The 25,226-nt window shown below is 59.7% G+C and carries 22 protein-coding genes; 16 read left to right on the top strand and 6 right to left on the bottom strand.

Translation table 11 applies throughout. From position 1 onward, the window contains the following. Positions 1 to 22 precede the first annotated feature (22 nt). The 4 genes from AB6K10_RS09715 to AB6K10_RS09730 are packed head-to-tail and all read left to right on the top strand — an operon-like array spanning position 23 to position 3,754. Positions 23 to 2,449: a hypothetical protein gene (locus AB6K10_RS09715; protein WP_339118574.1), complete on the top strand. Its 2,427-nt coding sequence runs from the start codon at positions 23 to 25 to the stop codon at positions 2,447 to 2,449. A 2-nt stretch (positions 2,450 to 2,451) separates the two neighbouring features. Then, positions 2,452 to 2,796, top strand: a complete 345-nt coding sequence (locus tag AB6K10_RS09720) for a phage tail protein (protein ID WP_339118575.1) — start codon at positions 2,452 to 2,454, stop codon at positions 2,794 to 2,796. Beyond that, the gene (locus tag AB6K10_RS09725; RefSeq protein ID WP_339118576.1) at positions 2,793 to 3,494 is read left to right on the top strand and encodes a phage minor tail protein L; all 702 of its coding nucleotides are present in this window, start codon (positions 2,793 to 2,795) and stop codon (positions 3,492 to 3,494) included. Before AB6K10_RS09720 ends, AB6K10_RS09725 begins: the two co-directional genes overlap by 4 nt. An 8-nt stretch (positions 3,495 to 3,502) precedes the next feature. Further along, positions 3,503 to 3,754 (top strand): hypothetical protein, encoded by a 252-nt coding sequence (locus tag AB6K10_RS09730; RefSeq protein ID WP_339118577.1) that lies wholly within the window; start codon positions 3,503 to 3,505, stop codon positions 3,752 to 3,754. Here AB6K10_RS09730 and AB6K10_RS09735 read toward each other — a convergent pair. Beyond that, positions 3,735 to 3,968, bottom strand: coding sequence for a hypothetical protein (locus tag AB6K10_RS09735; RefSeq protein ID WP_339118578.1), 234 nt, complete (start codon positions 3,966 to 3,968; stop codon positions 3,735 to 3,737). The genes AB6K10_RS09730 and AB6K10_RS09735 overlap by 20 nt on opposite strands. A gap of 100 nt (positions 3,969 to 4,068) precedes the next feature. Between AB6K10_RS09735 and AB6K10_RS09740 the strand changes: the two genes are divergently transcribed. From AB6K10_RS09740 to AB6K10_RS09775, 8 genes are read left to right on the top strand one after another with little or no spacing between them, the layout of a single operon-like run. Continuing rightward, the gene (locus AB6K10_RS09740; protein WP_339118579.1) at positions 4,069 to 4,791 is read left to right on the top strand and encodes a Mov34/MPN/PAD-1 family protein; all 723 of its coding nucleotides are present in this window, start codon (positions 4,069 to 4,071) and stop codon (positions 4,789 to 4,791) included. Beyond that, positions 4,788 to 5,384, top strand: a complete 597-nt coding sequence (locus tag AB6K10_RS09745) for a hypothetical protein (RefSeq protein ID WP_339118580.1) — start codon at positions 4,788 to 4,790, stop codon at positions 5,382 to 5,384. Before AB6K10_RS09740 ends, AB6K10_RS09745 begins: the two co-directional genes overlap by 4 nt. Continuing rightward, the gene (locus AB6K10_RS09750) at positions 5,381 to 11,722 is read left to right on the top strand and encodes a phage tail protein (protein ID WP_339118581.1); all 6,342 of its coding nucleotides are present in this window, start codon (positions 5,381 to 5,383) and stop codon (positions 11,720 to 11,722) included. Before AB6K10_RS09745 ends, AB6K10_RS09750 begins: the two co-directional genes overlap by 4 nt. Before the next feature lie 3 nt (positions 11,723 to 11,725). Further along, a complete protein-coding gene (locus AB6K10_RS09755) occupies positions 11,726 to 12,097 on the top strand; it encodes a hypothetical protein (RefSeq protein ID WP_339118582.1) in 372 nt (123 codons plus the stop codon). After that, positions 12,084 to 12,443: a hypothetical protein gene (locus AB6K10_RS09760; protein WP_339118583.1), complete on the top strand. Its 360-nt coding sequence runs from the start codon at positions 12,084 to 12,086 to the stop codon at positions 12,441 to 12,443. The genes AB6K10_RS09755 and AB6K10_RS09760 overlap by 14 nt, the downstream gene beginning before the upstream one ends. Further along, positions 12,440 to 13,429 (top strand): hypothetical protein, encoded by a 990-nt coding sequence (locus AB6K10_RS09765; protein WP_339118584.1) that lies wholly within the window; start codon positions 12,440 to 12,442, stop codon positions 13,427 to 13,429. Before AB6K10_RS09760 ends, AB6K10_RS09765 begins: the two co-directional genes overlap by 4 nt. Then, the gene (locus AB6K10_RS09770; RefSeq protein WP_339118585.1) at positions 13,426 to 13,746 is read left to right on the top strand and encodes a hypothetical protein; all 321 of its coding nucleotides are present in this window, start codon (positions 13,426 to 13,428) and stop codon (positions 13,744 to 13,746) included. The genes AB6K10_RS09765 and AB6K10_RS09770 overlap by 4 nt, the downstream gene beginning before the upstream one ends. Beyond that, entirely contained in the window at positions 13,743 to 14,168 is a 426-nt protein-coding gene (locus AB6K10_RS09775) for a hypothetical protein (protein WP_339118586.1), read from the top strand. The genes AB6K10_RS09770 and AB6K10_RS09775 overlap by 4 nt, the downstream gene beginning before the upstream one ends. A 340-nt stretch (positions 14,169 to 14,508) precedes the next feature. Here the strand turns inward: AB6K10_RS09775 and AB6K10_RS09780 are convergent, their stop codons facing one another. Continuing rightward, complete coding sequence (locus AB6K10_RS09780; RefSeq protein WP_339118587.1) at positions 14,509 to 14,742, bottom strand: DUF1654 domain-containing protein; 234 nt, start codon at positions 14,740 to 14,742, stop codon at positions 14,509 to 14,511. A gap of 390 nt (positions 14,743 to 15,132) precedes the next feature. Here AB6K10_RS09780 and AB6K10_RS09785 point away from each other — a divergent pair, with 390 nt between their 5' ends. From AB6K10_RS09785 to trpC, 3 genes are read left to right on the top strand one after another with little or no spacing between them, the layout of a single operon-like run. Further along, positions 15,133 to 15,705, top strand: coding sequence for an aminodeoxychorismate/anthranilate synthase component II (locus AB6K10_RS09785; protein WP_339118588.1), 573 nt, complete (start codon positions 15,133 to 15,135; stop codon positions 15,703 to 15,705). Positions 15,706 to 15,741: 36 nt separating this feature from the next. Further along, on the top strand, positions 15,742 to 16,761 hold the full coding sequence (trpD, locus tag AB6K10_RS09790) for an anthranilate phosphoribosyltransferase (protein ID WP_339118589.1): 1,020 nt from the start codon (positions 15,742 to 15,744) through the stop codon (positions 16,759 to 16,761). An 8-nt stretch (positions 16,762 to 16,769) separates the two neighbouring features. Continuing rightward, positions 16,770 to 17,573, top strand: coding sequence for an indole-3-glycerol phosphate synthase TrpC (gene trpC, locus AB6K10_RS09795; RefSeq protein WP_339118590.1), 804 nt, complete (start codon positions 16,770 to 16,772; stop codon positions 17,571 to 17,573). A 42-nt stretch (positions 17,574 to 17,615) separates the two neighbouring features. On the opposite strand, the gene AB6K10_RS09800 is transcribed toward trpC, so the two are convergent. From AB6K10_RS09800 to AB6K10_RS09810, 3 genes are all read right to left on the bottom strand, one after another. Further along, the gene (locus AB6K10_RS09800; RefSeq protein WP_339118591.1) at positions 17,616 to 20,717 is read right to left on the bottom strand and encodes an FAD-binding and (Fe-S)-binding domain-containing protein; all 3,102 of its coding nucleotides are present in this window, start codon (positions 20,715 to 20,717) and stop codon (positions 17,616 to 17,618) included. An 88-nt stretch (positions 20,718 to 20,805) separates the two neighbouring features. Next, positions 20,806 to 21,396, bottom strand: coding sequence for a DUF4202 domain-containing protein (locus tag AB6K10_RS09805; protein ID WP_339118592.1), 591 nt, complete (start codon positions 21,394 to 21,396; stop codon positions 20,806 to 20,808). 110 nt (positions 21,397 to 21,506) lie between these two features. Further along, on the bottom strand, positions 21,507 to 22,760 hold the full coding sequence (locus AB6K10_RS09810; protein ID WP_159341696.1) for a dicarboxylate/amino acid:cation symporter: 1,254 nt from the start codon (positions 22,758 to 22,760) through the stop codon (positions 21,507 to 21,509). 243 nt (positions 22,761 to 23,003) lie between these two features. Between AB6K10_RS09810 and serS the strand changes: the two genes are divergently transcribed. Further along, on the top strand, positions 23,004 to 24,281 hold the full coding sequence (gene serS, locus AB6K10_RS09815) for a serine--tRNA ligase (RefSeq protein WP_339118593.1): 1,278 nt from the start codon (positions 23,004 to 23,006) through the stop codon (positions 24,279 to 24,281). Here the strand turns inward: serS and AB6K10_RS09820 are convergent. Further along, entirely contained in the window at positions 24,223 to 25,053 is an 831-nt protein-coding gene (locus AB6K10_RS09820) for an SIMPL domain-containing protein (RefSeq protein ID WP_159341698.1), read from the bottom strand. The genes serS and AB6K10_RS09820 overlap by 59 nt on opposite strands. Positions 25,054 to 25,226 lie beyond the last annotated feature (173 nt).

Below are 25,226 nucleotides of genomic sequence, written 5' to 3' on the forward strand. Positions count from 1 at the left end.
GCCCGCAATTTGAGGTGGCCTCATGGCTCAAACTTATAAAACTGGCTTAATCATCACCGGGGATGCCAGTGGTGGCATTCGGGCCATCAAGGCCACGGATGACGAACTAGGCAAGCTCAACCAGGGCTTTGACCGCGGCTCACGCCGTAGCCGTCAGTTTAACCAAGACGTTAACGCCACTAGCCAAGGTTTGGGCGTGCTGCGTCGCGCCGCCGCGCCTATTGCTGGTGTTATTGCAGGCATGTTTGCGGCCAATACCTTGCAAAGTCAGATCGACTGGGGTGACCAGCTGCAAAAAACCAATCTACGGATTGGGGCCAGCACCGAGGCGCTGAGCCAGTACAGCTACGTGGCCAAGTTAAGCGGTGTAGAATTTGGTCAATTAACCACCGCTTGGCAGCGCCAAACTCGGCGTATTGCCGAAGCCGCTGCAGGCACAGGGGTAGCCGTCGCGGCGCTGGATCGCCTCAACCTTAGCGCTCAAGAGCTGAACCAGCTGGCCCCAGAAGATCAGTTCGAACGCATTGCGGAAGCCATGCAAGGCGTGGAAAACAGCAGTGAGCGGGTGCGCCTTGCCCAGCAGCTATGGGATAGCGAGGGCGTAAAACTGGTGCAGATCGTTAACCAGGGCACTGGTGCCATGGCCGCGATGCGCGCAGAGGCGGACGCGCTGGGACTGACGATCAGCCAAGACACCGCCAATGCCATGGCAAGCTATAACGATGAGGTCGATCGCCTAAAGTTTGCCGCTCAGGGAGTAAGCCAAACCTTGCTAGCTGAGCTAGTTCCTGCCATGACAGCGGGCCTACAAGAGACCAACGCGTTTATTCAGCAGGTGGGTGGCGCCGAAGTGGTGGTGGGGCATTTGATCGACGGCGGCAAGGTCTTGGCTGCGTTGATGGCTGGCCGCTACGCGGGAGCGTTCGCTACTGCTACGGCGGCAAAACTGGCGGCTACCCAGCAGTCTATCGCCTATCAAATGGCGCTGGCGCGCATGGCTGGGGTTTCCACCACCGCTGCTGCCGCACAGACCGCGTTGGCCGGTGCCACCCGCGCAGCCTCTGGCGCCCTTGCGCTGGTGGGCGGCCCGGTCGGCGCAGCCGTAGTGGCGGCGGGCGCAATTTACTATTTCCGTGAAGAGCTAGGGTTGGTGGAGCGCCCCGCTATCACCGCTGCTGGTGCTGTTGATGAGCTGGCACTGCGCGTGGATGGCGCTGCGGACTCCATGCTGAAGTTTGAGGTGGCCGCATTTACTGCTGAGCTAGTCAGCCTTCAAACCGCTGCGCAGCAAGCAGAGGAAAACTTGGCACGGCTTGAGCGCACTGCTAGCGAGCCCTACAGCTACGGCCAAGGCCAGCAAGGCGACCTTACCGCAGGCGCTGATCGACAGCGAGCTCAGCTAGAAAGCATCAACAATCAAATCAATGCCCGCGAGGAGGCCATTACTAAGCTCACACGACGCATTGAGGAGATGAATGCCGCTGATGCGGATAGCGAGGACATTAAGCGCGAATTACAAATCACCATCGACGGCCTAACAGACAGCACCGAAAAGGCAGTCGACAAAACCACCACCCTCGCCAACAGCTACGAAAACCTGCTGGACCGCATCCAGCCCAACCGCCGCGCCGCACGGCAGTACGCGCAGGACGTGGGCACGCTGAATTTGGCGCTGGCCACGGGCCGCATGACCACCGTGCAATACATGCAGGCCATGGGCATGTTGCAGGAGTCTTTTCAGGCATCACAACGGGAAACCGGCAACGTTGTTAAAGAGGTGACGGAGCAAAACAACCAGGCCGCGCAAGACCTTGGCTTCGCGTTTGAAAGCGCCTTTGAGAACGCCATCATTCAAGGGGAAGGGTTGCGCAGTGTGTTAGGTGGCATCGCGCAAGACATCGCCCGCATCACGTTACGCCAAACCGTGACGGCACCTATCGGCAATTGGGTAAGCGGTGCAGTGGGTGGCTTGTTTGGCGGCTTTTCCGAAGGTGGCTACACCGGCGCTGGCGGCAGGCTTGAACCCGCGGGCATTGTGCACCGGGGGGAGTTCGTGGTGCAGAAGAGTGTCGTTGAGCGCCCGGGCGTGCGGCCCATGCTCGAAGCCCTTAACCAAGGCGTGGCGGCGCAGTTTGCCAACGGCGGTTATGTGGTGCCCGATTCACCGCCAGCCATTCCGACCCTTGGTTTGAGTCAGGGCTATGCCGATGGCGGCTATGTTAGCTCGCCCGGCCCCGTTAGCCTTGAGCGCTTCAATCAGCATAACCACACCTCTCAGCAGAACGTGTCGTTCAGCGTGAGCGTGCCGGTCACGGTGCACGCCGCCCCGGGGATGAACCAAGAGCAAGCGCAACAGCAAGGCCAAACCATTGGGCAGGCGGTAGAAGGGGCAGTCGTTCGCGTACTGCAAAAGCAAATGCGGCCCGGTGGCCTGCTGTATAGGAAGTGAGTATGGAAACGCTGCCCGATATTGCGCCCGACTACGGCATGGAGCCACAGCCAGAGTTTCGTGTGGATACTGTGAAATTCGGGGATGGCTACACACAGCGCGCCCCCAGCGGCATCAATAGCGTCAGCGAAAACTGGCGCGTGTCTTGGTCGCTGCTCGATCGCGATGAATACGACCAGCTCTACCCCTTCCTGCTCAGCCGAAAAGGGGTAGAGCCGTTTCTGTGGCAGCCACCCTGGGAAGACGCCCCACGCAAATATGTGTGCACTCAGCTCAGTGGGCAGCGACCCACCCGAACGATGTTTGCTTCCATCACCGCCACCTTTGAAGAGGATTTCACGCCATGAGCCAGCTGATTGCGCGGGAATCCCAGCAGCTGCACCAAGACGCCATCGTGACGCTGTTCGAGCTGGACGCCACCCGCTTTGGCGAGGGCGTGCTGCGTTTCTGCCCGGAGCCGGTGAACGGTGGCCCGGCGCTGTTCAACGGCTACCAGTACCAGCCGTTGCCGATTCAGGCCGAAGGGTTCGAGTGGAGCGGGCAAGGCACGTTACCCCGGCCCACGCTTAACATCACCGCCATGCAGCTGGCCTTTTTAAGCCTGGTGCTGAGCGCTGACGACCTGGTAGGCGTGCCGTTCAAGCGGCTGCGCACCTACCGCAAGCACCTAGACGATGGCACCGACCCGGACCCGGAGGCGCTATTCCCGGTCGATCACTACACCATCGAGCGCAAACAGGCCCAGAACCGCACGGCTATCACGTTCGAGCTATCGGTCGAAATGGACCAGCAGGGCCGCAAGATCCCCGCCCGGCAGGTGCTGCGCGATAGCTGTACCCACCGCTACCGCTGGTGGGACGGCACGCAGTACCGCTATGAGGGCGTGACATGCCCCTACGCGGGCACCGGCGAATGGGAGCCCAGCGGCACCCCCGCCGCCCCAGGTAACGACAAGTGCGGCAAGCGGCTGAGTGATTGCCGCTTACGCTTTGGGCAAAACGGCGTGTTGCCAACCCGCGCCTTTCCTGGTGTTGGCCGAGTGTGAGGTGATTTATGGATAAGCAAACCATGCAAGACGTTGCTGAATTGCAATATCAGGTTCAAACACTATTTCAGGCGCTTAGCACGCAAGACGCTGAACTAGCAGAATTAAGAGCTGCGCTAGAGGGTAAGCAGGATCGGGTAGTGCTTAAAAAGAACGGGTTATCATCAGAAGAATTAACCGCAATTGCTGAAGAGGCCCGAATGCGAGCGCGTTTTGATAGCGCGCTCGCTGAAGAAATTGCTACGAGTCGCTCTTCTTAACGCTATCAATATCATCAATAAATCTATTGAGAGTAGTTGTGAAGATAGGTTTATTGGTGACGCCGTTATAGGTGTCAATATTATCTATCTGCGACTGCATTCTCGCTACGTAGCGTTCAGCATCCAAGTGGCCTGATTCTTTCAGCGTTGCCGCTAAGCATCTAACTGCGTAAGAAACAGCTCTAACTTCGCTCAAAACATCGTTGTTCGACATTCTTACGTACTCCTAAATTAATGGAAGCTAGGAGAATCAGGTTAAGCAATGCTTATTGCAATGCCTCTAACGTGCGATGGTATTCCATACAGTGGTGCTTATGTTTAAAAAATTTGCTGAACAGATCCGCGCCGGGGCGCTGGCGGCGTACCCCAATGAGGCGGTGTGGCTGATTACCACGCAGGGCTGCCAACAGGTCGAGAACGTCGCCGCCCGCCCCGCCGAGACGTTCCGGGTGGCCAAGGTGGACATGGTGCATGCGCAGGCGGTGGGGCTGCTGGCGGTGGTGCATAGCCACCCGGATTACCCCGACTGCCCCAGTGAGGCCGATATGCGCGGCCAGCTGGCGAGCGGGGTGCCGTGGGGCATTGTGGCCACCGACGGCGAGCAGACCACCCCCATCCGCTGGTGGGGCCACGATGGCCGCCCGCCGCTGGTAGGGCGGGGGTTCGTGCATGGCATCGCGGATTGCTACGGGCTAATTCGTGACTACTACGCCGAGAGCCACGGCATCACGCTGCCGGAGTTTCCACGCTCTTGGGAGTGGTGGCGTAACGGCCAAGACCTCTACCGCGACGGGTTCGCGGCGGCGGGCTTTCGGATGATCGAGCAGCACGAAGCGCGCCCCGGCGATATGTGGCTGGCCCAGCTACGCAGCCCCGTACCCAGCCACGGCGGCATTGTGCTGGAGCATGGGCTGGCGCTGCATCACCCGTGTGGGCGGCTGCCGGTCGATGATTCGCGGCTATCGGTACGCGAGCCGCTAGGCCGCTGGCTGCCCCATATTACCCATTGGTTAAGACACAGCGAGTTAGATGGATGATCAACCTACACTTGCACGGTTCCCTAAAGGCTCGCTTCGGCGGGCCTTTTTCATTAGCGGTGCGCGATACCGCCGAAGCGGTGCGCGCCCTATGCGCCCAGCTGGCGGGCTTTCGTGACGCGTTAGAGCAAGGGGAGTGGCAGGTCGTGCGCGGTAGCGCACAGAACGGCACCGCGCTGGATGCGCAGGGGTTAGCGCTGGCGCTTGGCAATGCGGACACCCTGCACCTAATGCCCGCCATAGAAGGGGCAGGCAGCGATGGCGTAGGCAAAGCCCTGGCGGGCGCGGCCTTGATTGGGGCGAGCTTCCTTGTGCCCGGTGCGGGGGCGTTTGGGGCGGGCATCATCACCAAGGGCGCGGTGGCCGGGCTGGGCGTCAGCCTTGCGTTGGGCGGCGTTTCGATGATGCTGGCACCGTCCCCCCAGAGCAATTATGAAGAGCGCGAACGCCCCGACCAGCGCCCCTCGTTCCTGTTTAACGGCCCGGTGAATACGTCAACGCAGGGGCTGCCCATGCCCGTGATTTACGGGCGCATGAAAACCGGCAGCATCGTGATTAGCGCGGGCATGACCGCCGAGGAGTTAGACACATGAGCGCAGCTGAATGGATTGAAGGTGCGGGCGGTGGCGGTAAAGGCGGCGGCGGCAGCCAGCGCACGCCGCAGGAAGCGCCCAACACGCTGCGTTCGACCAGCAAGGCCCGCATCATCGATGCGCTGGGGGAGGGGGAGATTGTCGGCCTCGCCAACGGCCTGCAGTCGGTGTTCTTGGACGATACCCCGCTGCAGGACGAAAGCGGCGCGTTCAACTTTCAGGGCGTTACCGTGCATACGCGCACGGGCGAGCCTGACCAGCCACATATCCCCGGTTTCCCCGCCGTCGAAACCGCCAACGATGTCTCTACCGAGGTGACCCAAGGCGCGCCCATCGTGCGCACTGTGGGTAACCTGGATGCAGACGCCGTGCGCGTGACGGTGCAGCTGCCTGCGCTGAACGAACAGAACACCAGCAACGGTGATTTGTTGGGCGCATCTGTCGAGGTGGCCATCGATGTACGCCCCATGGGCGGCACGTGGGCAGAGCGTAAGCGTGACACTATCGCGGGCAAAACCACCAGCCCGTACCAGCGCACCTATCGCATTGAGCTAACCGGCAGCGGCCCATGGGACGTGCGCGTTCGCCGCATTACCCCGGATAGCGACGCGGCCACGCTGAACAACGCCACCTATTGGGCCACGTACACCGAAGTCATCGACGCCAAGCTGAGCTACCCGGACACCGCCCTGGTGGCCCTGGAAGTCGACGCCCAGCAGTTCGGCAACCAGATTCCCGCCCGTAGCTATGACGTAAAAGGGCTCATCATCCGCGTGCCGGATAACTACGACCCGGCCACCCGCAGCTATAGCGGTTTTTGGGGCGGCAATTTCAAGCTGGCGTGGAGCGATAACCCGGCATGGTGCTACTACGACCTAGCCACCAAAACCCGCTACGGGGCGGCGCTGGCCAACGTCGATAAATGGGCGCTGTATCAGATCGCCCAATACTGTGATGAGCGGGTGCCGGACGGCTTCGGCGGCGAAGAGCCGCGTTTCACGTTCAACACCGTGCTAGCCAGCGCGGAAGATGCCATCACCGCGCTGCACACGCTCGCCAGCGCGTTTCGTGGCATGACCTATTGGGGCACCAACACCGTCATGCCGGTGGCCGATATGCCCGCCGACCCGGTGAAATTGGTGACGCCTGCCAACGTCATCGACGGCGAGTTCGTCTATGAAGGCACCGGGCTAAAGGCGCGCCACAGCGTGGCGATGGTGAGCTACAACGACCCCAACGATAACTACCGTCAGCAGGTAGAGGTGGTCGAAGATGCCGAGGCAATTGAGCTGTACGGCTGGCGGCCGCTGGAGATCAACGCGGTGGCGTGTACTTCCCGTGGGCAAGCGCACCGCTTAGGCAAATGGACGCTGGCCAGCGAGCGCGCCGAAACCGAAACCGTGAGCTACCGGGCGAGCCTGGACCATGCCGACGTGCGGCCCGGCGATATTATCAGCGTTTCCGACCCGACCACCGCCGGGGCGCGGCTGGGCGGTCGCGTTGTGGTCGCCGGCACTGAGGCGCTGACACTCGATAACGTGCCGGAACAGGCCAGCGGCGCTAACTGGTTCCTCGACGTCATGCTGCCCAGCGGGGCAGTGGAGCGCCGCGCCGTGGCATCGTTCAACGGTGATGAAGTGGCGTTGGCTAATCCGCTATCCGCGCCGCCCATCGTGGGCGCGGTGTGGATTTTATCAAGCCAAGCCGTAGAGCCCCGGCGCTTTCGCGTGCTTGCCAACATCGAAGAAGCGGCGCGGGTGTATCACATCACCGCGCTGGAGCATGACCCGACCAAGTACGGGCGCATCGAGCTAGGACTAGACCTGCCGGAGCCTGACTACTCGCTACTGCCCACCGGCCCGGTCGTGGCCCCGTACAGTCTCACCGCGCAGGCGTTTACCTACCTTGCCGGTGGCACCGAACACCAGGGCATGACGATTAGCTGGACGCCCAGCGACGACCCCCGCGTATTGCGTTACTTGGTAGAAGTGCAAGGCCCGACTGACCTGCGTTGGCGCACGGTGTACACCGAGAGCGGGACTAGCGTTGATTTGCGCGACGTAGAGCCGGGCCAGTGGATGATCCGCGTACGCGGCATCACCGGCATCGGCACCGCCTCGCCATGGGCCGCGCTGACCACCAACATCGCGGGCCTGTTGCTGCCGGTGCCGCCGGATAGCGTCGATATTGAAGTAGGCACCTTCACGATCACGCTACGCCCACGCGGGGCGTACCCGGGGCAGATGTTCGAGTTCTGGCGGTCTAACGTCGCCTTAGCGTTAAACCAGATCACCAGTAACGCGGTGCGCCTGACGGTTTCCACCGACCTGACGGACACCGAGCTAAGCCCCGGCACCACGTATTACTACTACGTGCGCGGTGCCAACGCTTACGGCGTGAGCGCGTGGTATCCGGTGCAAGCGACCACCGACACCACCCCCGAAAAGCTGTTAGAGGCACTTACAGGCGAGATCCGCGAAAGCGCCCTCGATCAATCCCTCCAACAGCGTATCGACAAAATCGACGGCCCTGCATCGCTAGAGGGCAGCGTTGCCCAGCAGGTAGCGCAGGAAGCGGCCACACGCGCCCAAGCCCTCAACGCCGAAGCCCAGGCGCGGGCCGAGGGGTTAGCCGCTGAAGCCCAGGCGCGGGCTAATGCACTCAGCGCCGAAGCCTCCGACCGTGCCGACGCGATCGCTGCCGAAGCCCAGGCGCGTACGCAAGAGATTGCGGACGAGGCCGCCGCCCGTTCAGCGGCAATCACTGCCGAGCAGCAGGCGCGGATTGATGCGTTAGATCAGGAGCGCAGCGAGCGGATTGATTCGTTCGCTGCCGAAGCCCAGGCCCGTGCCGATGCTATCGCCGCTGAGACGCAAAACCGCACCGTTGCGATTACCCAGTTGAGCGACACGGTAGAAGCCGAGTTCGACCTGCTGGGTTTAGAGCTCAACGCGATTGCGGCGGCGTACGACGCCACGGCGGCATCGATCTACACGATGACGCAGATCCGCATTAACGATGCAGAAGTGGTGGCCACTCAGATCAGCCAACTGAGTGGCAAAGTGGATGACAACGCGGCGCTGATTCTCGACGAGCGGCAGATTCGTATTGATCAGTACAGCTCGCTTGCCACACAAGTAGGCATCCTCTCTGCCCGCCTCGATGCTCGCCCATCGCTGAACAGTGGGTTTGAACCGGGTTCGGATTTTGATGCCTGGAGCGCGACCAGCGGCAACGGCATTAGCGCCGTCACCAGCGGCGTGTACAGCGGGCTGCAATCCGCGTTGGTCACGTCGACCACCAGCAGTGCTAACCCCAACAGCGGTGGCGTGCGTCGCATCATCGCGCCGGAAACGGCGGCAGAGTTTTCCGGGCATGAGATCCGCCTAGCGATTTATGCCAAGCAGCCCGCCACCGGCGCGGCGGCAGAGTTTGCGTTGGCGTATCAGGTCGCTGGGCAGTCGGTGCAGTGGCAGCGGTTTACGCCGTCCGCTGAGTGGGCGTTCTACGATGTAGTGATCGACGTGCCCGAGGGCACCGGCGGCGCTCAGCACGCCGTGGCGATTTGGGGTAGCACCGCTGGCGGAGGTAACGGTGTAGAGGTCGACCGCCTGTTGGTGACCTTCGCGGAGACAGACATTCCCGAAGTCACGGCGGCTATCGAGCAGATTCAGCAAGCGCTGGTCGATCAACAGCAGGCCGTGGCGCAGGAACTCAGCGGCTTTGAGGCGCAGCTGAACAGTAACGCCGCTGCCATTCAGCAGGAAACTACCGCCCGTACCACGGCCACCGATGCGCTGGCAGAGGATGTGCAAACCCTACAGGCCAGCACTCAGCAGAACGCCGCGGCGATTGTGGCCGAGCGTGAGGCGTGGACAACGGAAACCGAGGCCCTCGCCCAAGATCTGCTACAGCAAACCGCACGGATTGAAGGAGGTGAAGCCACACTCGAAGAACTGCAGCAGGTCTCTGCCAGTGAAGATGAGTACCTGGCATCGCTGCAGCGGGTGATGATCGCCGCTGAGGGCGTTAACGCGGCGTCGTATCAGTACACCGTGCAAACCCGCGTGACCCAGTGGGAAGCGCAAACGGTGGTGAATGAGCAGCTACTGGCTCAGATCGGGGATGCCAACGCTGCAATTGAGCGGGAAGCCCTGGTGCGGGCGAATGAAAACGAGGCATTAGCACAGCTCATTGAAGAGCAGGCCGCGAGTTTCACGGATAACACCGCTGCACTTCAAAGCGAAGCCACGGCACGGGCGGATGCCGATGAGGCGCTGGGTCAACGGATTGATAGCGTCGTTGCCACCAGTAACAGCAATGCCTCGGCTATCCAAAGCGAGGCCATCGCCCGGGCTAACGCGGTGGACGCGCTCACGTCGCAGATCAACACGGCGCAAAGCAAAGCCAACAGCAACGCCGCGCTGATTCAGAACGAAGCCAGCACCCGTGCCAGCGCCGATCAGGCGCTGACTCAGCAGGTCAGCACTGCGATTAGCAAAGCTGACGACAACACCGCCGCGATTCAAAGCGAAGCGACGACCCGTGCCAGCGCGGATAGCTCGCTGAGCCAGCGGATTAACGCGGTAGTCGCCACGGCGAACAGCAACACGGCGGCGATCAGCTCAGAGCAAACCGCCCGCGCTAATGCCGACAGCGCTTTGTCTAACCGTGTTGATAACGTGGTGGCCACCGCCAACGGCAACACGGCCGCGATTCAAGAGGAGGCAACCACCCGCGCTAACGCGGATAGCGCGCTGAGCAACCTGATTCAGTCCGTTAACAGCTCATTAGGCGGCGACATCGCCGCCGTGAACACGCTGATCGAAACCGCGATTGCGGGGGAATCGGTGGTTAAAAACGGGCTGTTCAGCACCGGCACGTTTGCTGGCTGGGAGCTGGTCTGGTCGGAAATGCAGATTACCGAGCGGAATCTCAACAGTGGTTCCAACGCTGTGAAAACGATGCCCGCCCGTTATTCAGCACGTTTCCCGAATACTGGGCACACCGACCTGCAGCGTCTGCGCAGCGAGTACATGCCTGTTGTCGCGGGCGACGTGTACACGCTGATGATCGACTACGCCACGGCCGGGGCGTCCAGCAGTGCGACGTTCCGGTTTTATGTGGGCTGGAGCGGGGAGGGGCTGAGCGAGCAGTGGGACTACATCACGATCTCTACCACCAGCACATCATGGGCCAAAAGCGAGCCGTTTACCGTGGTTGCACCGCAAGGCGCGACGCAGGCTCGGGTGTTGATTCGCCGGGAAACCGGCGGCAACGGTGACCTCTACGTGACCAACATTCGCGGCTATCGCATTGACGACGCGATGGCGCGGCGGATTGACGAACTGGTGGTGACGGCGGGTAACAACGCCTCAGCCATTCAGAGCGAAGCAACCACCCGCGCTAACGCCGTTAGCTCGCTGACCTCACAGATCAACACTGCGCAAAGTAAAGCGGACAGCAATAGTGCGGCTATCCAGAGCGAGGCCACGACCCGCGCTAACGCTGTTTCATCACTAGCGCAGCAGATCAACACGGTGCAATCCGAGTTTGACGACGAGCTGGCCAGCGTTCAGCAGTCCACCCAAGCGCAGTACAACCAGACTACCCAGCGGTTAGAGGCGATGTGGACGTTGCGCATCGACAACGGCGGGCGGGTGTCCGGGTTTGGACTGGGCGACGATGGTGAGGAGAGCCTGCTGGGGTTCCGCGCTGACCGAATCTACTTCGCACATCCCGATAGCAATGACGCCGCTTACCCCATGATTTTGGACGGCGGCTCGGTGGTGATGAACGACGCGCTGATCAAGCAGCTGCTATTCACCAAGCTGCGTAGCAGCGACGGCAGCCTGGTGTTCCAAAACGGCAAGCTGCAGGCCGAGTACATCGCGGCGGATCAGCTTAGCGTTAATTGGGCCCAGATTCAGAACGTCACTATTACTAACGCCCAGATGGGCATTGCTTCGATCGACACACTGCAGTTGGCGGGCAACGCGGTCACGCTGCGTACCTCCACCGCTGCTAGCAGTTTGCTGACGATCACACCCGGGCAGGGTTGGGCGCCGATTCTCGCTGATTCGATCAATGCCAGAGGTGCCAACGTCATCGTTGATCTGTCCTTTGGTGTGACATCGGGTGAACTGGGGGGAATAGAAATTCGCCGGAATGGGCAAGTGGTCGTGGCCCGCCCCGGCGGCACGAAAACCCTCTCGATCACGGCTCACGTCGGCAGCGAGAGCTCCGGCCAGTCAACTTACAGCGTCTACGTCTATGCCGTAGGCGGTAATGCAACCATCGCAGGTCGTACCCTCGGCCTCGATACATCATTTAGGTGATATATGGATGACATCATAGAGCATCGCTACGCCGTCGCTGAGCCCAGCGGGCGTATCGCGTGGGTCTCTAAAGGGCCATATCTCTACATTCCGTGCGATAACACCGTGCGCGATGACACCCACTACGTCGACGCTCCCACGGGCGAGATTCACGCCAAGCGCCCGATTGATGCCGAGCAAAGTATCGATGGCCTGACCGTCACGCTAGCGGGCTTGCCCGCTGGCTTAACGGTGGCCACCAACGGCATGGATACCGTGACCGATGGCACGCCGCTGGTGGTTAGCTATGACCTGCCCGGCACGTATGAGATCCGTTTAAGCGGCCACATCGAGTACCTGGACCGCGTCGAGGAGGTGACCGTTGACGACGCTTAACGCCCACACGTTCGCCCGCCGCGACGATGCCGAGGCGCACTACCTGGCGTTGATCGACAGCGCAGCGGCCAAGGCGCGGCACATCGACCCCGCCCAAGCCGATGTTTATCGGGAAAAATTGGCGGAAGCGAAGGCTGGCGGCGGGCCACGGCTCACCGCCGAAGCCAAGGCGCTGGGTGCCGATCCCGAAACGGTGCGCAACGCCGTACTGCGCAACCACCACCGCTGGCAGCAGCACACCAACCACGTCGAGCTAGCCCGGATCACCGCCAAAGCATCGGTGCGCAACGCGGCGACCGCCGCCGCCATGCACCGCATCTACCACGAATTTAAGGGGGCGCTATGAGCGCAGAGCAGGATTTAGCCAACGCCAACGTAAAAATTTCGGAGCTGATTAACGAGGTTCAGCGTTTCCGCGACGCGGCCATGGGCCTGAACGCTATCTACCCAACGATCACCGAAGGTCGCCAGAACACCGCTGACGGGAAATATTTCTCTGTGCCTGGCGGCGGGGCGTATATGCGGCTTTACCGTCGGCAGGGAAGTAGCGCGGAACTGATTGCTGAGTTTCCTGATCGTGCTGAGTTAAATAGCGTCATTGCACAACTGGGGCCGCTGCTGGGGCGCGGGGTGGTGGGCGGCTCTGGCGATTTGATGGCTGAGGGGGCGTTTGGGCTGGGCGGTGACGGCTCACAGACGCACGCTAACGTCACTTGGGCAGAGATTTTTTCGGGCAATGGTACTCTCAATCAGTTTTTTAACGCCAACAATATAGATGTTTCGGAAATAGGTTACAGCGAAAGTTCCGTAGGAGGTTGGGTCGTCAACCGAGGCGCTAGGCCAGTTGCTTTCTTTTTTGGGAATGCTAATGAGTTACGCTCAACTCGTTGGGATGGAGCTAATTGGGGGCCTCATATTCGTTATCTTAGCGATAAGGATATTCTGGGGACGGTATCTCAGGAAGGTGGCGTACCAACTGGGGCGATTATTGAGCGTGGAAGTAACGCCAATGGAAGCTACACCTTATTTGCAGATGGTTTTATGAGATGTATTAGAACAGACTTTACACTCAGCCAAACCCAATCTCGATATAACGGCACATGGACATTCCCCCGCGCTTTTGTTTCTACTGCACACGTAGACGTTGTGATGGGTTTTAGTAGTGGAGACTTTGATGATACTGCAACCCGAGAGAGAATATCCACTTTAGGGGTGACAGGTGGGAAAACATCTAACGCCACTATAGAGTTATATATGATGTCTGGTTATTCAGTTCCAGCAGGTTCGCAAGTACGTAATTTAACGTTAGTGGCAGAGGGGTACGCATTTTGAAACTAATTCTTAACCTTGACCCTGTTAGCGCCCAGCCCGAAACCACCGCCTCGCTCACGAGCACCGTGTTAACCGTCAACGGCACCGACTACGATCTTTCCGAACTACCCGACGGCGCGACGGCTCAACACCCCGAACTCGGCACCGTGAAGCGCAATGGCAGCGAGTACGAATGCACGATTCGCTTAGGTCACGGCCCCAACGCCCCGCACGAAACACGGTTCCCCGCGCCCATCGCGCTGGAAAACCACTACGGGCCGATTGAGCTACCGCTATATGACGTAGTGCCCGAAGAAGATCAGGAGTCCACCCCATGAGCTGGTTACAAGATGCCGAAGTGACGATGCCTAAAACCCCGGCTGAGTTACTGGCCGAGGCACAAGCGGCAAAGACTAAACAGATTAACGCCGCGTACAGCGAGCAAGCCGAACCGTTGGTGCGCGACTACCCCGAGGTTGAGCAGCAGTCCTGGACAGAGCAAAACCGCGAAGCCCGCGCCTACCTTGAGTGGCACGCGTCACCGCAAGGCGACGCCCCGGCAACGCCAGTGCTCGATAACATTCTGATCGGCCGCAACGGTGAGGACGGCACCGAGACGCTAGCCGAGCTGTCTGAAGCTGTGGTGGGTAATGCGGAGCGGTTTACGCAGTTTCAGCAGCTCACCGGGCGACGGCAACGGTTGGTTAAACAAGTGCGGGCGGCTGAGACGGTGGCAGCGGTAGATGCTATCGAGTGGTAGGGCAGCACAACGCAACTGCACACGGGCCGCGCTAAGCGGTTTTTTTGTGCCTATCGCCAAGGACGGCGAACCATTCCCCATTCGGCGCTCTGATCCCGAGCGCGCCGCCATACGCCCTCAATAACTCTATCTCTCCGCTTCAGTACAAAGGCCATGGTGCCAGGCTGTCTAATGTCGTTATCGTCAAAGCTAAACGTGCCACAGCGACCGCTGTACAGGTAGCCGTCTTGGATCACGTGAAACTCGATGACGCACCTGGGCAGACGCATGGAAGATATTCTCCGCCAGCCCTTTCGCTCAAGCGCCTTTCTCCAGAGCGTGGCCCGGTACCGCGAATCCATCACATCGCCTCGGCAGGATTCCAGCGAATGCGGATATGCTCAGCGGTCTCGTCAAGCGGTACCATGGTGACGTTCTCGACCGTGCCTAGATCCGCCAGTAGTCGCGCCCAATCGTCTGCCGCGTCGTCCGGCTGGCGCTGGATCTCCGTGCAGTTTTCCGACTGAGCGGCCGGGCTATTGATCTTCCGCTTAACGCGCTTGACCAAAGCAGCGTAGGTTTTCTCTGACATCATCGCCTCTCTTTCGCTGGTTATATATACAGTAATTTAGGCGAGTATATCCAGCGCATGGGCGAGCCGTCTACCGGATTGGGTTATGGGTTGGTCGCGTTTTGGTCGCAGACTGCATGCGACCAATGCGCTGTGTGTAACAAGTGTAAACCGCTAAGCGGTTGATTGTTCAGCAAAGCCTTGTGCAAGCGCGGCCCTGCTTAAGTGTGGCAGCGGATTCAAAATCCGCTGCACTCTATTGGCATAGCGGCATCCACTCTCAGACGATACAATCCCATCATTGCAGCGGTAACGTTCAACCGATAGCCAACCTGGGTAACAAGCTGGGTAACGATGAAGCTAGATTCAAGCGATATTGAACCATTTCAATCTGTTAAGCGCTGTAGAGTGTTGATGCTGGATAACTACGACAGCTTCACGTTTAACATCGTCCAGTACCTGGGTGAGCTGGATGCCGAGGTGATGACCTATCGCAACGATGAGATTACCCTGGAGCAGATGTGCGCCCTGGCGCCTACCCATCTGGTGATTTCGCCCGGCCCGTGTACGCCCAACGAGGCGGGCATTTCTCTAGCGGCCATCGAGCATTTTGCGGGCAAACTGCCTATTTTGGGCGTTTGCCTGGGGCATCAAGCCATCGGTCAGGTGTACGGCGGCAAAGTGGTGCGGGCACCCCAGGTGATGCACGGTAAAACCTCAGCCGTGGTACACCGTGGGCAGGGCGTGTTCAGCGGGCTGGAAAACCCGCTGGAAGTGACGCGGTATCACTCATTAGTCGTTGAGCAGGAGAGCCTGCCCGACTGCCTAGAAGTGACCGCCTGGACCGCCGAGGATGACGTAACGCCCGGGCTGATCATGGGCTTTCGCCATCGTACCCTTGATGTGGAAGGGGTACAGTTTCACCCTGAGTCGATACTCACGCGCCAGGGCCATGCGTTATTGGCCAATTTTTTACAACGCGGCTGATCGCCAAATTCATACGCTTTAGGGGCTTTCCTGCTCATGCAAATGCGAGACGCAATTAACGCGGTGATGCGCCGCGATGACCTCTCTTTCAATGCGATGCACGCACTGATGCGCCAGATCATGACCGGCGAAGCCTCCGACGCGCAAATTGGCGGCCTGCTGGTGGGGCTGGCCATGAAAGGCGAAAGCGCTGAAGAGATCAGCGCCGCCGCCCAGGTGATGCGCGATTTAATGAAACGCGTCGAGCTACACACCGAGAACGTGGTGGATATCGTCGGCACCGGCGGCGATGGCGCGAACCTGTTTAATGTGTCCACGGCGTCTAGTTTTGTGGCCGCCGCTGGCGGTGCCCATGTTGCTAAACATGGCAATCGCAGCGTCTCCTCTTCTTCTGGCAGCGCCGATTTATTCGATATTGCCGGCATCTATCTCGATCTCAAGCCTGAACAAGTGGCGCGCTGCATTGAACAGGTAGGCGTGGGCTTTATGTTCGCACCTAACCACCACCCAGCCATGCGCTATGCCATTGGGCCACGGCGGGAAATGGGCGTGCGTACGCTGTTCAATATTCTTGGCCCGCTCACCAACCCCGCCAGTGCGCCCAATCAAGTGCTGGGCGTGTATTCAGCGGAGCTGGTGCCGCTGATGGCCGAAGTATTGCGCAAGCTGGGTAGCCGCCATGTCATGGTGGTGCATTCTGAAGATGGCCTGGATGAAATCTCCCTGGCAGCACCCACTCTGGTGGCAGAGCTAAAAGAGGGCGAGATTACCCAGTACACCATTACGCCGGAATCCCTGGGTATCGAGCGCCAAAGCCTAGCCACCCTCAAAGCGTCCAGCGCGGAAGATAGCCTGCGTTTGGTGAAAGCCGCACTTAGCGGCGAGGGGGCTGCGGCAGATATGGTGGCACTCAACGCCGGGGCGGCGCTTTACTGCGCGGGCGTGGCCGATAGCTTGAAAGAGGGCGTGATGGTGGCCCAGGATGCCCAGGCCTCCAAACTACCGCTTGAGAAGCTCAGAGAGCTTTCGCACTTCACTAGCGTCTTTAAAGGGTAAAACTTCCAATGAGTGACCAGGCAACGCCGACTATTTTAACGCGCATTTTGGCCCGTAAAGACCAGGAAGTCGCTGAGCGCCAGCAAGCCGTATCTGAAGCGGATCTGCTATCGCTAGCGGAGAAGCAGAGTGCGCCCCGTGGCTTTATTGCTGCATTGAATCAGCGTATTGCGGCAGGCGACGCGGCAGTCATCGCCGAGGTGAAAAAAGCCTCGCCCTCTAAAGGCGTGATGCGTGAAGAGTTTCACCCAGCGGATATCGCCAAAAGCTACGCCCAGGGCGGCGCAGCGTGCCTTTCCGTGCTCACCGATGCCGACTTCTTCCAGGGCCATGAGGATTACCTCATTGCCGCTCGCGATGCCTGCGACCTGCCGGTGATCCGTAAAGACTTTATTACCCACGGCTACCAGGTCATTGAAGCGCGCGCCATCGGTGCGGACTGCATCCTATTAATTGTGGCGGCGCTCAATGACGCTCAGCTGCGCGACCTGCACCAGCAGGCCAACGCATTGGGGATGGATGTGCTGGTGGAAGTTCACGATGCGGAGGAGCTAGAGCGCGCCCTGGCGCTGGACCTAAAGCTGGTAGGTATTAACAACCGCAACCTACACACTTTTGATACCAGCCTGAATACCACTCTGGATCTGCTGCCGCGTATCCCTGAAGGCGTGACCGTGATCACCGAGTCAGGCATCCACACGCGTGATGACGTAGAGCTAATGCGTGACCACGAGGTCAATGGCTTTTTGGTGGGTGAAGCGTTTATGCGCGAAGAGGACCCTGGTTTGGCCCTCAAGCGGCTGTTTTTCTAAACGCCCACACGGATATCAGCAAGCCCCAGCAGGCCAGCCGCGTTAGCGGCTGGCCTGTTTGATACTGGTCAGCAGAGCTTGCAGCGGGTGGGGCAGGGTTTGCGCCGAGTAGCGTTTCACCTGGCTGCGGCAGGAGTAGCCGGTGGCCAGTAGCTTACCGCTGTTCTCCTCTGCTTCGACCTGGGGCTGCCACGACTGAGCGTAGATCGTTTTCGAGGTAGCGACGTTACGGGTCTCATGGCCGTAGGTACCGGACATACCGCAGCAGCCCGTGGTGGCCAGCTCTAGCTGCAAACCAAACGCTGCAAATACCTGCTGCCACGCTTTTGGGCTGCCCGGCGCATTGGTTTTTTCGGTGCAGTGGGAAAGCAGCTTAAAGCCAGGGTCTTTGAGCGTTAGCTGGCCGGGGGCGAGGGTGTTGACGCGGGTGGCTAGCCACTCCTGCAGCATCAGTACGTTCGGCACTTGCTCAGGGCCCAGCGCTTTGACGTACTCCTGGCGGTAGGTCAGCGTCATGGCGGGGTCGATGCCCACCATGGGCACCTCGAACTCACTAAGCGCGCGAAGGCGTTTGGCCTGCTTTTCTGCCGTGCGCTCAAAAGCACCTAAAAAGCCCTGTACGTGCAGCGGCTTGCCGTTGGCGGAAAACGGCATGACGAACACGCGCAAGTTTAGCCGCGATAGCAGCTCTACCACATCCATCACCAGCTTGGCTTCAAAGTGGGTGGTGAAGGCGTCTTGCACAATCACGACGCTGTTGGCCCGCTGCTGCTCGGTGAGTAGCGCAAGCGATGTGGGCGTGGCTTCCGCAACGCCCCAGGCGCGCAGCTGCTTTTTCACGCTAGCGCGAGATAGCGCGGGGGAGTCGCTAATGCCGAGCCCTTTCTGCATGAGTTGCTCTACCCAGCGCTGGCCAAGGGCGGCGTTATACAGCGGAGCCATCTTGGTTAACGCAGGCAGCATAAATTCGGTGCCGCCAATCACGTAATCCCGCAGCGGGCGCAGATAGCGGCCGTGATACACCTCTAAAAACTGTGAGCGGAACTGCGGCACGTTGACTTTGATCGGACACTGGCCCGCGCAGGATTTACACGCCAAGCAGCCTGCCATGGCGTCGTAGACTTCATGGGAGTAGTCGTGGTGCTGCTGGCGGCTAACGGTGTTCATCACCCGCTTGGGGAAGCTTTTGATAAAGCCCCAGGTGCGCTCGGCTTTCTTTTTGTGCGACTCTTCCACCACGTCGATGCCCGCTTGCGACTGCAAGCGCAGCCACTCACGAATCAAGCTGGCGCGGCCTTTGGGGGAGTGGCGGCGGTCGCGGGTGGCCTTCCACGATGGGCACATGGGGTCGTCCACATCGTAGTTGTAGCAAGCGCCGTTGCCGTTGCAGTACACCGCTGCGTCATAAGCCTGCCAGGCCCGCTCATCAATCGTGCGGTCGAGCTGGCCGCGCATGGGCACGCCGTCAACGGTGAGCAGTTCCGGGTCACTCTCCTTCGCAATCAGCGTGGTACTTTCAGAAGGTGACGCGATCTTGCCTGGGTTGAGCTGATTGTGCGGGTCGAAGGCCGCTTTTATCTGCTGCAGGCAGGGGTAAAGCTCACCGAAGAACTTAGGCCCGTACTCGGAGCGCACGCCTTTACCGTGTTCGCCCCACAGCAGCCCGCCGTACTTCTGGGTGAGCGCAGCGACTTCATCAGAAATCTCGCGAATCAGAGCTTCCTGGGCGGGGGCTTTCATATCCAGTGCCGGGCGCACATGCAGCACCCCCGCATCCACATGACCAAACATGCCGTAGGAGAGCTTGCGCGCATCCAGCGCGGCGCGGAACTCGGTAATGAAGTCGGCCAGGTGCTCGGGCGGCACGGCGGTGTCCTCCACGAACGGCAGCGGACGCTTCTCCCCCTGAACGTTACCCAGCAGACCCACCGAGCGTTTGCGCATGGCGTAGACTTTCTGGATCTGCGGGCGGCCTTCCGCCAGGGTGTAGCCCAATCGCTCTACGGTGGCATCCTGGCTCAGGTGCTGGGTAAACGCTGTTACACGCGCTGCGAGCTGTTCGGGGTCATCGTCGTTGAACTCGATCAGGTTGATGCCCTGAATAGGCGTGCTGCCCTCCGGGAAAAATTCTGCCACGCTGTCCCAAACGAAGTCTTCCATCGCCAGTTGCAGCACGGTGTCGTCCACGGTTTCAATGGACGTTGGCTTCGCGCTGCTGGCCATCAACGCTTTGGCATCCCGCAAGGCATCCATAAAGCTTGGGTAGCGTACGTTGACCAGCGTGGAGTGCTTGGGGATCGGCAAGACGTTGAGCACGGCTTCGTTTAAAAAGCCCAGGGAGCCTTCCGAACCGCACAGCAGGCTATTCAGGTTAAGCTGGCCCTCTTCGCGCAGATGCGCTAGGTCGTAGCCGGTCAGGCAGCGGTTGAGCGGCGGGAACGTCGAATCAATCAACTCACGCTGTTGATCGATAATCGCAGCGGCGGTTTGGTGTACTTTACCCAGCACGCCTTCTTGAGCCAGCGCCTGCTGCTCCTCTTCCGCGTTGAGTGGGCGGCTGTGTAAATGCTGCCCGCCGAGCAGAATCGTATCCAGCTCTAACACGTGGTGGCGGGTTTTGCCGTACTGGCAGCTACCCTGGCCACTGGCATCGGTGGAGATCATGCCGCCAATGGTGGCGCGATTCGATGTTGAAAGTTCAGGGGCGAAAAACAGCCCATGGGGTTTCAGCGCGGCGTTGAGCTGGTCTTTGACCACGCCTGCTTGTACCCGCACCCGGCGGGCTTCCACATCGATCTCTATGATTTGGTTCATATGGCGGGAGACATCCACCACAATGCCATCGGTCAGCGACTGGCCGTTGGTGCCGGTGCCGCCACCCCGTGGGGTCAGGACGATATCCCGATGGGGCAGTTCGGAGGCGAGCTTGGCAAGGCGCTCTAAGTCTTCGGCGTGTTTGGGAAACACCGCCGCCTGGGGCAGGCGCTGGTAAATCGAGTTATCCGTTGCCAGCACGGTGCGGTTGGCGTAATCCGGCGCTATTTCACCTTCGAACCCACGCGCGCGGAGGGCTTCGAGAAAACGCACATAGTGGCTGCCAATTCGTTCGAAAGGGGCCGTGCGAGAATCCAGGGATGCAATCATAGAGAGTTGAGCCGTCACTGCTGGAAGCGGATAGGGGATAGCGCTACTTTACCGCAGCTGCTGCGCCGGTGCATCTTGAGGTGGCGTCTCAGTGGCTGCCTAACGCCTCTTTGACGAGCGCTGAACAGGCGTCGTTCATGGGTAGCGCCAGAGCCAGTGTGTGCGCCTGCGGCGACATCTTGCCCCAGGTCTTTTGCACAATGCGCACCATATGGTCGTGCTCTACCTTTCGGGAGAAATCGGCGAAGTAGTTTTCCAAGAACACTAAGCAGGCGCAGTCTTCTAGGGCTTGCACATCGCTATCGCGCCCCAGGCCTTGCTTGCGAATCATGCTGGCCACGCGCTTGGCCTCCTCTTGGGAATAGCCCGCTTCTTCCATGATTGCCGCCGTGGTATCGCCTGCCTGGGCACTTTGGTCTCGCCGCCAAGTTAAGTAGCCAATACGGCCTTCTGGGTAATCGCTTCGCGGCAGCTGCCAGCGCTGCAGATGCTGGGCGCGCACGGCAATGCGCAACAGCTCGCTTGGCGTCTCCTGCAGTCGCTCTAGCCACCGGCTCATGCGCTGGGCATAAGCCAGCTCTTTGGGCCGGGCGTCACCATTTGGCAGGGTGGTCGTCTGAGGGTCTTGGGCGTGCAGCGCATCGATAGCGACAAGGGTCTTTTCAAAGGTGGACGTCATGGCGGCTCGCTTGGGGAGAGTGGAAGAGTCGTATCCTAGCAGCTTGCCAGCCACTATAAAAAACGCCCGCTGCCAAGGGCAGCGGGCGTGTGAGGTGGCAGAACCTGGCATCAAGAACGGCTGGTGTTGTAAATCTCCTCGTTGAGCTCGCCCTCGCTTTTACCTACCAGCGTGGTGACCATCAAATCACCGGCTACGTTCACGCTGGTGCGTGCCATGTCTAGAATGCGGTCGATACCCGCTACCACGGCGATGGCTTCCAAGGGCAAGCCAATTTGCGCCATCACGATGGAGAGCATAATCAGCCCTGCACCGGGAACGCCCGCTGTGCCAATCGAAGCCAGCGTACCGGTGGCAACGATCATGCCATAGTCCATCATGCTGAGATCGGTGCCGGTCATCTGTGCAATGAACAGCACTACCACGCCTTGATACAGTGCCGTGCCATCCATATTGATGGTGGCGCCTACGGGCAGTACAAAGCCGGACACCCCTTCGGAGACGCCCAGGTTTTTCTGTGCGCAGCGAATCGAGACGGGCAGGGTGCCTGCCGAGGACGCAGAAGAGAAAGCGACGACAATGGCGTCCAGGCTGCCTTTCAGGTAACGCACGGGATTCAAACGACCCAGCAGGGAGATAAAGCCCGAGTAAATCACCAGAACATGCAGAATGCTGGCCACGTAGACCACGCCGATGAGTTTGGCGAGCGGTAGCAGGATTTCCAATCCGTATTGGCCGGAGACGTGTGCAATCAAACCAAACACCCCGAACGGGGCGAACGCCATCACGAGGCCGGTGAGTTTGTACATGGCCTCTGCGAAGCTATCGAAAACCTTCATGACCGGCTCGCCCTTCTCGCCGATCAGGGTAAGCGAGATTCCCAAACCAATGGCAAAGACGATGATCTGCATGATATTGCCGTTCGCTAGAGCATCCAGCGGGTTTCGCGGCACGAGGTTGACCAAAATAGAGACCAGAGAGGGCGCTTCATTGGCCGAGACCTCGGCATCGAAGCTCAGCCCCACTCCCACCCCAGGCTGTAGCAGAGTGGAAAGGACGAGGCCAATGGTGATGGCAAAGGCAGTGGTCACTAGGTAAAGCGTGATGGTGCGTGCACCGATACGTCCCATCTTTTGTGGATCCCGCATGGAGGTGATGCCCACCACCAGGGTGGAAAATACCAGCGGTACGATCAGCATCATGATGGCATTGATGAAAATATCGCCCAGTGGCTTAAATACACTCGCTGTTTCACCCAGCAGCGCACCGGCCAAGACCCCAAGGGCTAAACCCGCCAGGATTTTTTTCCACAGCGCGATACGCCGCCACCAGCCGAATGTTCCTTTCGTTGCGGTTTCCTGCACAACATTCTCCTTTTCTAAAACCCGTTGTTAGTGGTTCTTGCTATGAAGCGGCGGGCACTCTATCACTTTTGGCTAATGATTGGGGATGGGTATGTGATGTGCTCATGGCGCATGCCTGCGCTTCCTCTGCGCGTTGCTAAGGCCATGCCCCATAGCCCCCTGTCTCGCTTTTGCCTACAATAGCTCTCTTTGCCACGGCGTCGATGTGCCGTGTTCCACAGTATTCAGGCCAAGGGATAATCCATGCTCGATCCGAAACTGCTGCGCGGTGATCTTGATGCGACTGCGCAACAACTGGCCCGCCGGGGCTTCGAACTCGATACAGCAGCGCTGCAGGCGCTAGAGTCGCGCCGTCGTGAGCTGCAAACTCAGACCGAGCAACTGCAGAACGAGCGTAATATGCGCTCCAAAGCGATTGGTAAGGCCAAGGCCAACGGTGAGGACATTCAACCGCTGTTGGACGAGGTGAGTGATCTAGGCGATCGTTTGGACGCGGCCAAGCGCGAGCTGGCCGAGGTGCAGGCCGAGTGGGATGACGCGATTAGCGGTATTCCCAACCTGCCCCATGAGAGCGTGCCGGAAGGCAAGAGCGAAGACGATAACGTCGAGCTGCACCGCTGGGGGACGCCGCGAGAGTTCGATTTCGACGTGCTGGATCACGTGGACTTGGGCAAGAAGTCTGGTTATCTCGATTTTGAGCTGGCGGCCAAGCTGACCGGCGCGCGCTTTGCAGTGATGCGCGGGGCCGTTGCGCGCCTGCATCGCGCGCTGGCGCAGTTCATGCTGGATACACAGACCCAGCAGCACGGCTATGAGGAGTGCTACGTGCCTTACATGGTGAATCGCGATTCGCTGATGGGTACGGGCCAGCTGCCCAAGTTTGGCGAGGATCTGTTCAAGCTGAACGATGAGCGGGAGTACCACCTGATTCCCACATCGGAAGTACCGCTGACCAACTTCGTGCGTGATGAGATCGTCGAGCTGGCTGCGCTGCCGATGAAGCTCACGGCGCATACTCCATGTTTCCGTTCGGAAGCCGGCTCCCATGGGCGCGATACCCGTGGCATGATTCGTCAACACCAGTTCGATAAAGTCGAAATGGTGCAAATTGTAGAGCCGGAGAAGAGCTACGACGCGCTGGAAGAGATGCGTGGCCATGCAGAAGCCATTCTGCAGGCGCTTGAACTTCCGTATCGCGTAGTGACGCTATGTACGGGCGACATGGGGTTTGGCGCGGCAAAAACCTACGACTTGGAAGTGTGGCTGCCGAGCCAGAACACGTATCGGGAAATCTCGTCAGTCTCCAACTGCGAAGATTTTCAGGCGCGTCGGATGCAAGCGCGTTACCGTCATCCGGAAGCCAAAAAGCCGCAGCTCCTGCATACGCTCAATGGTTCTGGCCTTGCTGTTGGCCGCTGCCTGCTGGCGGTGCTCGAAAACCACCAGCAGGCGGATGGGTCGATTACTGTTCCGGCTCCCCTGCAACCCTACCTGGGCGGCCTCGAGCGTCTTGCCCTCTAAGCGCCCACTCGACGTTCACCCCGGCATCGATGCGAATGGTGCCGGGGCGGTAGTCGCTGGCTGAACCGCTGCCCATGGCGTCACTTTCGGCGCGCATGGCCATCATGCGGGGTTGAAAGATGGGCGCCTGGGTCTCTTCGATGCGCTGAACCGGGCCAAGCGTGACATCGAGGGTGCTCGCCATGAGATCGGCTTTATGGCGGGCTTTTTCCAGCGCCTTGGTCAGTGCTTCGTCGGTCGCTGCGTCCCGGTCCTGCAGGTCGAACTGCACGCCATCCAGCGCATTGACGCCAGCGCCAATCAGCGCGTCCAGCACATCGCCTAATTGGTCTATATTAGTTAGCTCTACGCTGAAGGGGCGCTCCAAGCGGGTGCGCATCAGAGTATCTTGCTCGCCCCCTTCATTGCGCGGTCCCGCAACATGCTCAGGATAAACGTTCAGTGAACCGGCATTGATCGCGCGTTGCTCGATGCCCATCTCTTCCATGGCGGCGATGAGTTCGCTGGCCCGCTGCTCGAGACGTTCGCGAGCGCTGCCAAGCGCGGCACTGTCCGTATCTTCTAGGGTAGAGACGGCGGGCGTATTCTCCCATAGGCGTGCTGAGAGCGTGGCTTTATCGGGTTCGACTTCTACCCACGACTGCGCTTGAACGCTCAGGCTAGGGGGGGCAGGGGGAGCGGCATGAGCGCCCGGGGCGGCCAAGAGGGCTAATAGTGCGCCACCTATCACGCCATGGCGGAGTCGTTTCAAAGGGTGCGTTGCTGTTTTCATTGGTCACTTCCTTGCTGAGAGAGCCAGTACGTTGTGTGCGCTGAATAGCGTGTGATGTCGCTGCTTTGAAGGGGGCGTGGCCATAAAGTTCACAGGCTAAGCTTAGACGAAAAACAGTTGCTGAATGTTTGCATGGTTTGTGCAATACCAGCCAAACCACCATCATGTATAGA

The sequence above is a fragment of the Halomonas sp. BMC6 genome, from assembly GCF_964204995.1.
In the GTDB taxonomy this organism is placed as follows: Bacteria; Pseudomonadota; Gammaproteobacteria; order Pseudomonadales; family Halomonadaceae; genus Vreelandella.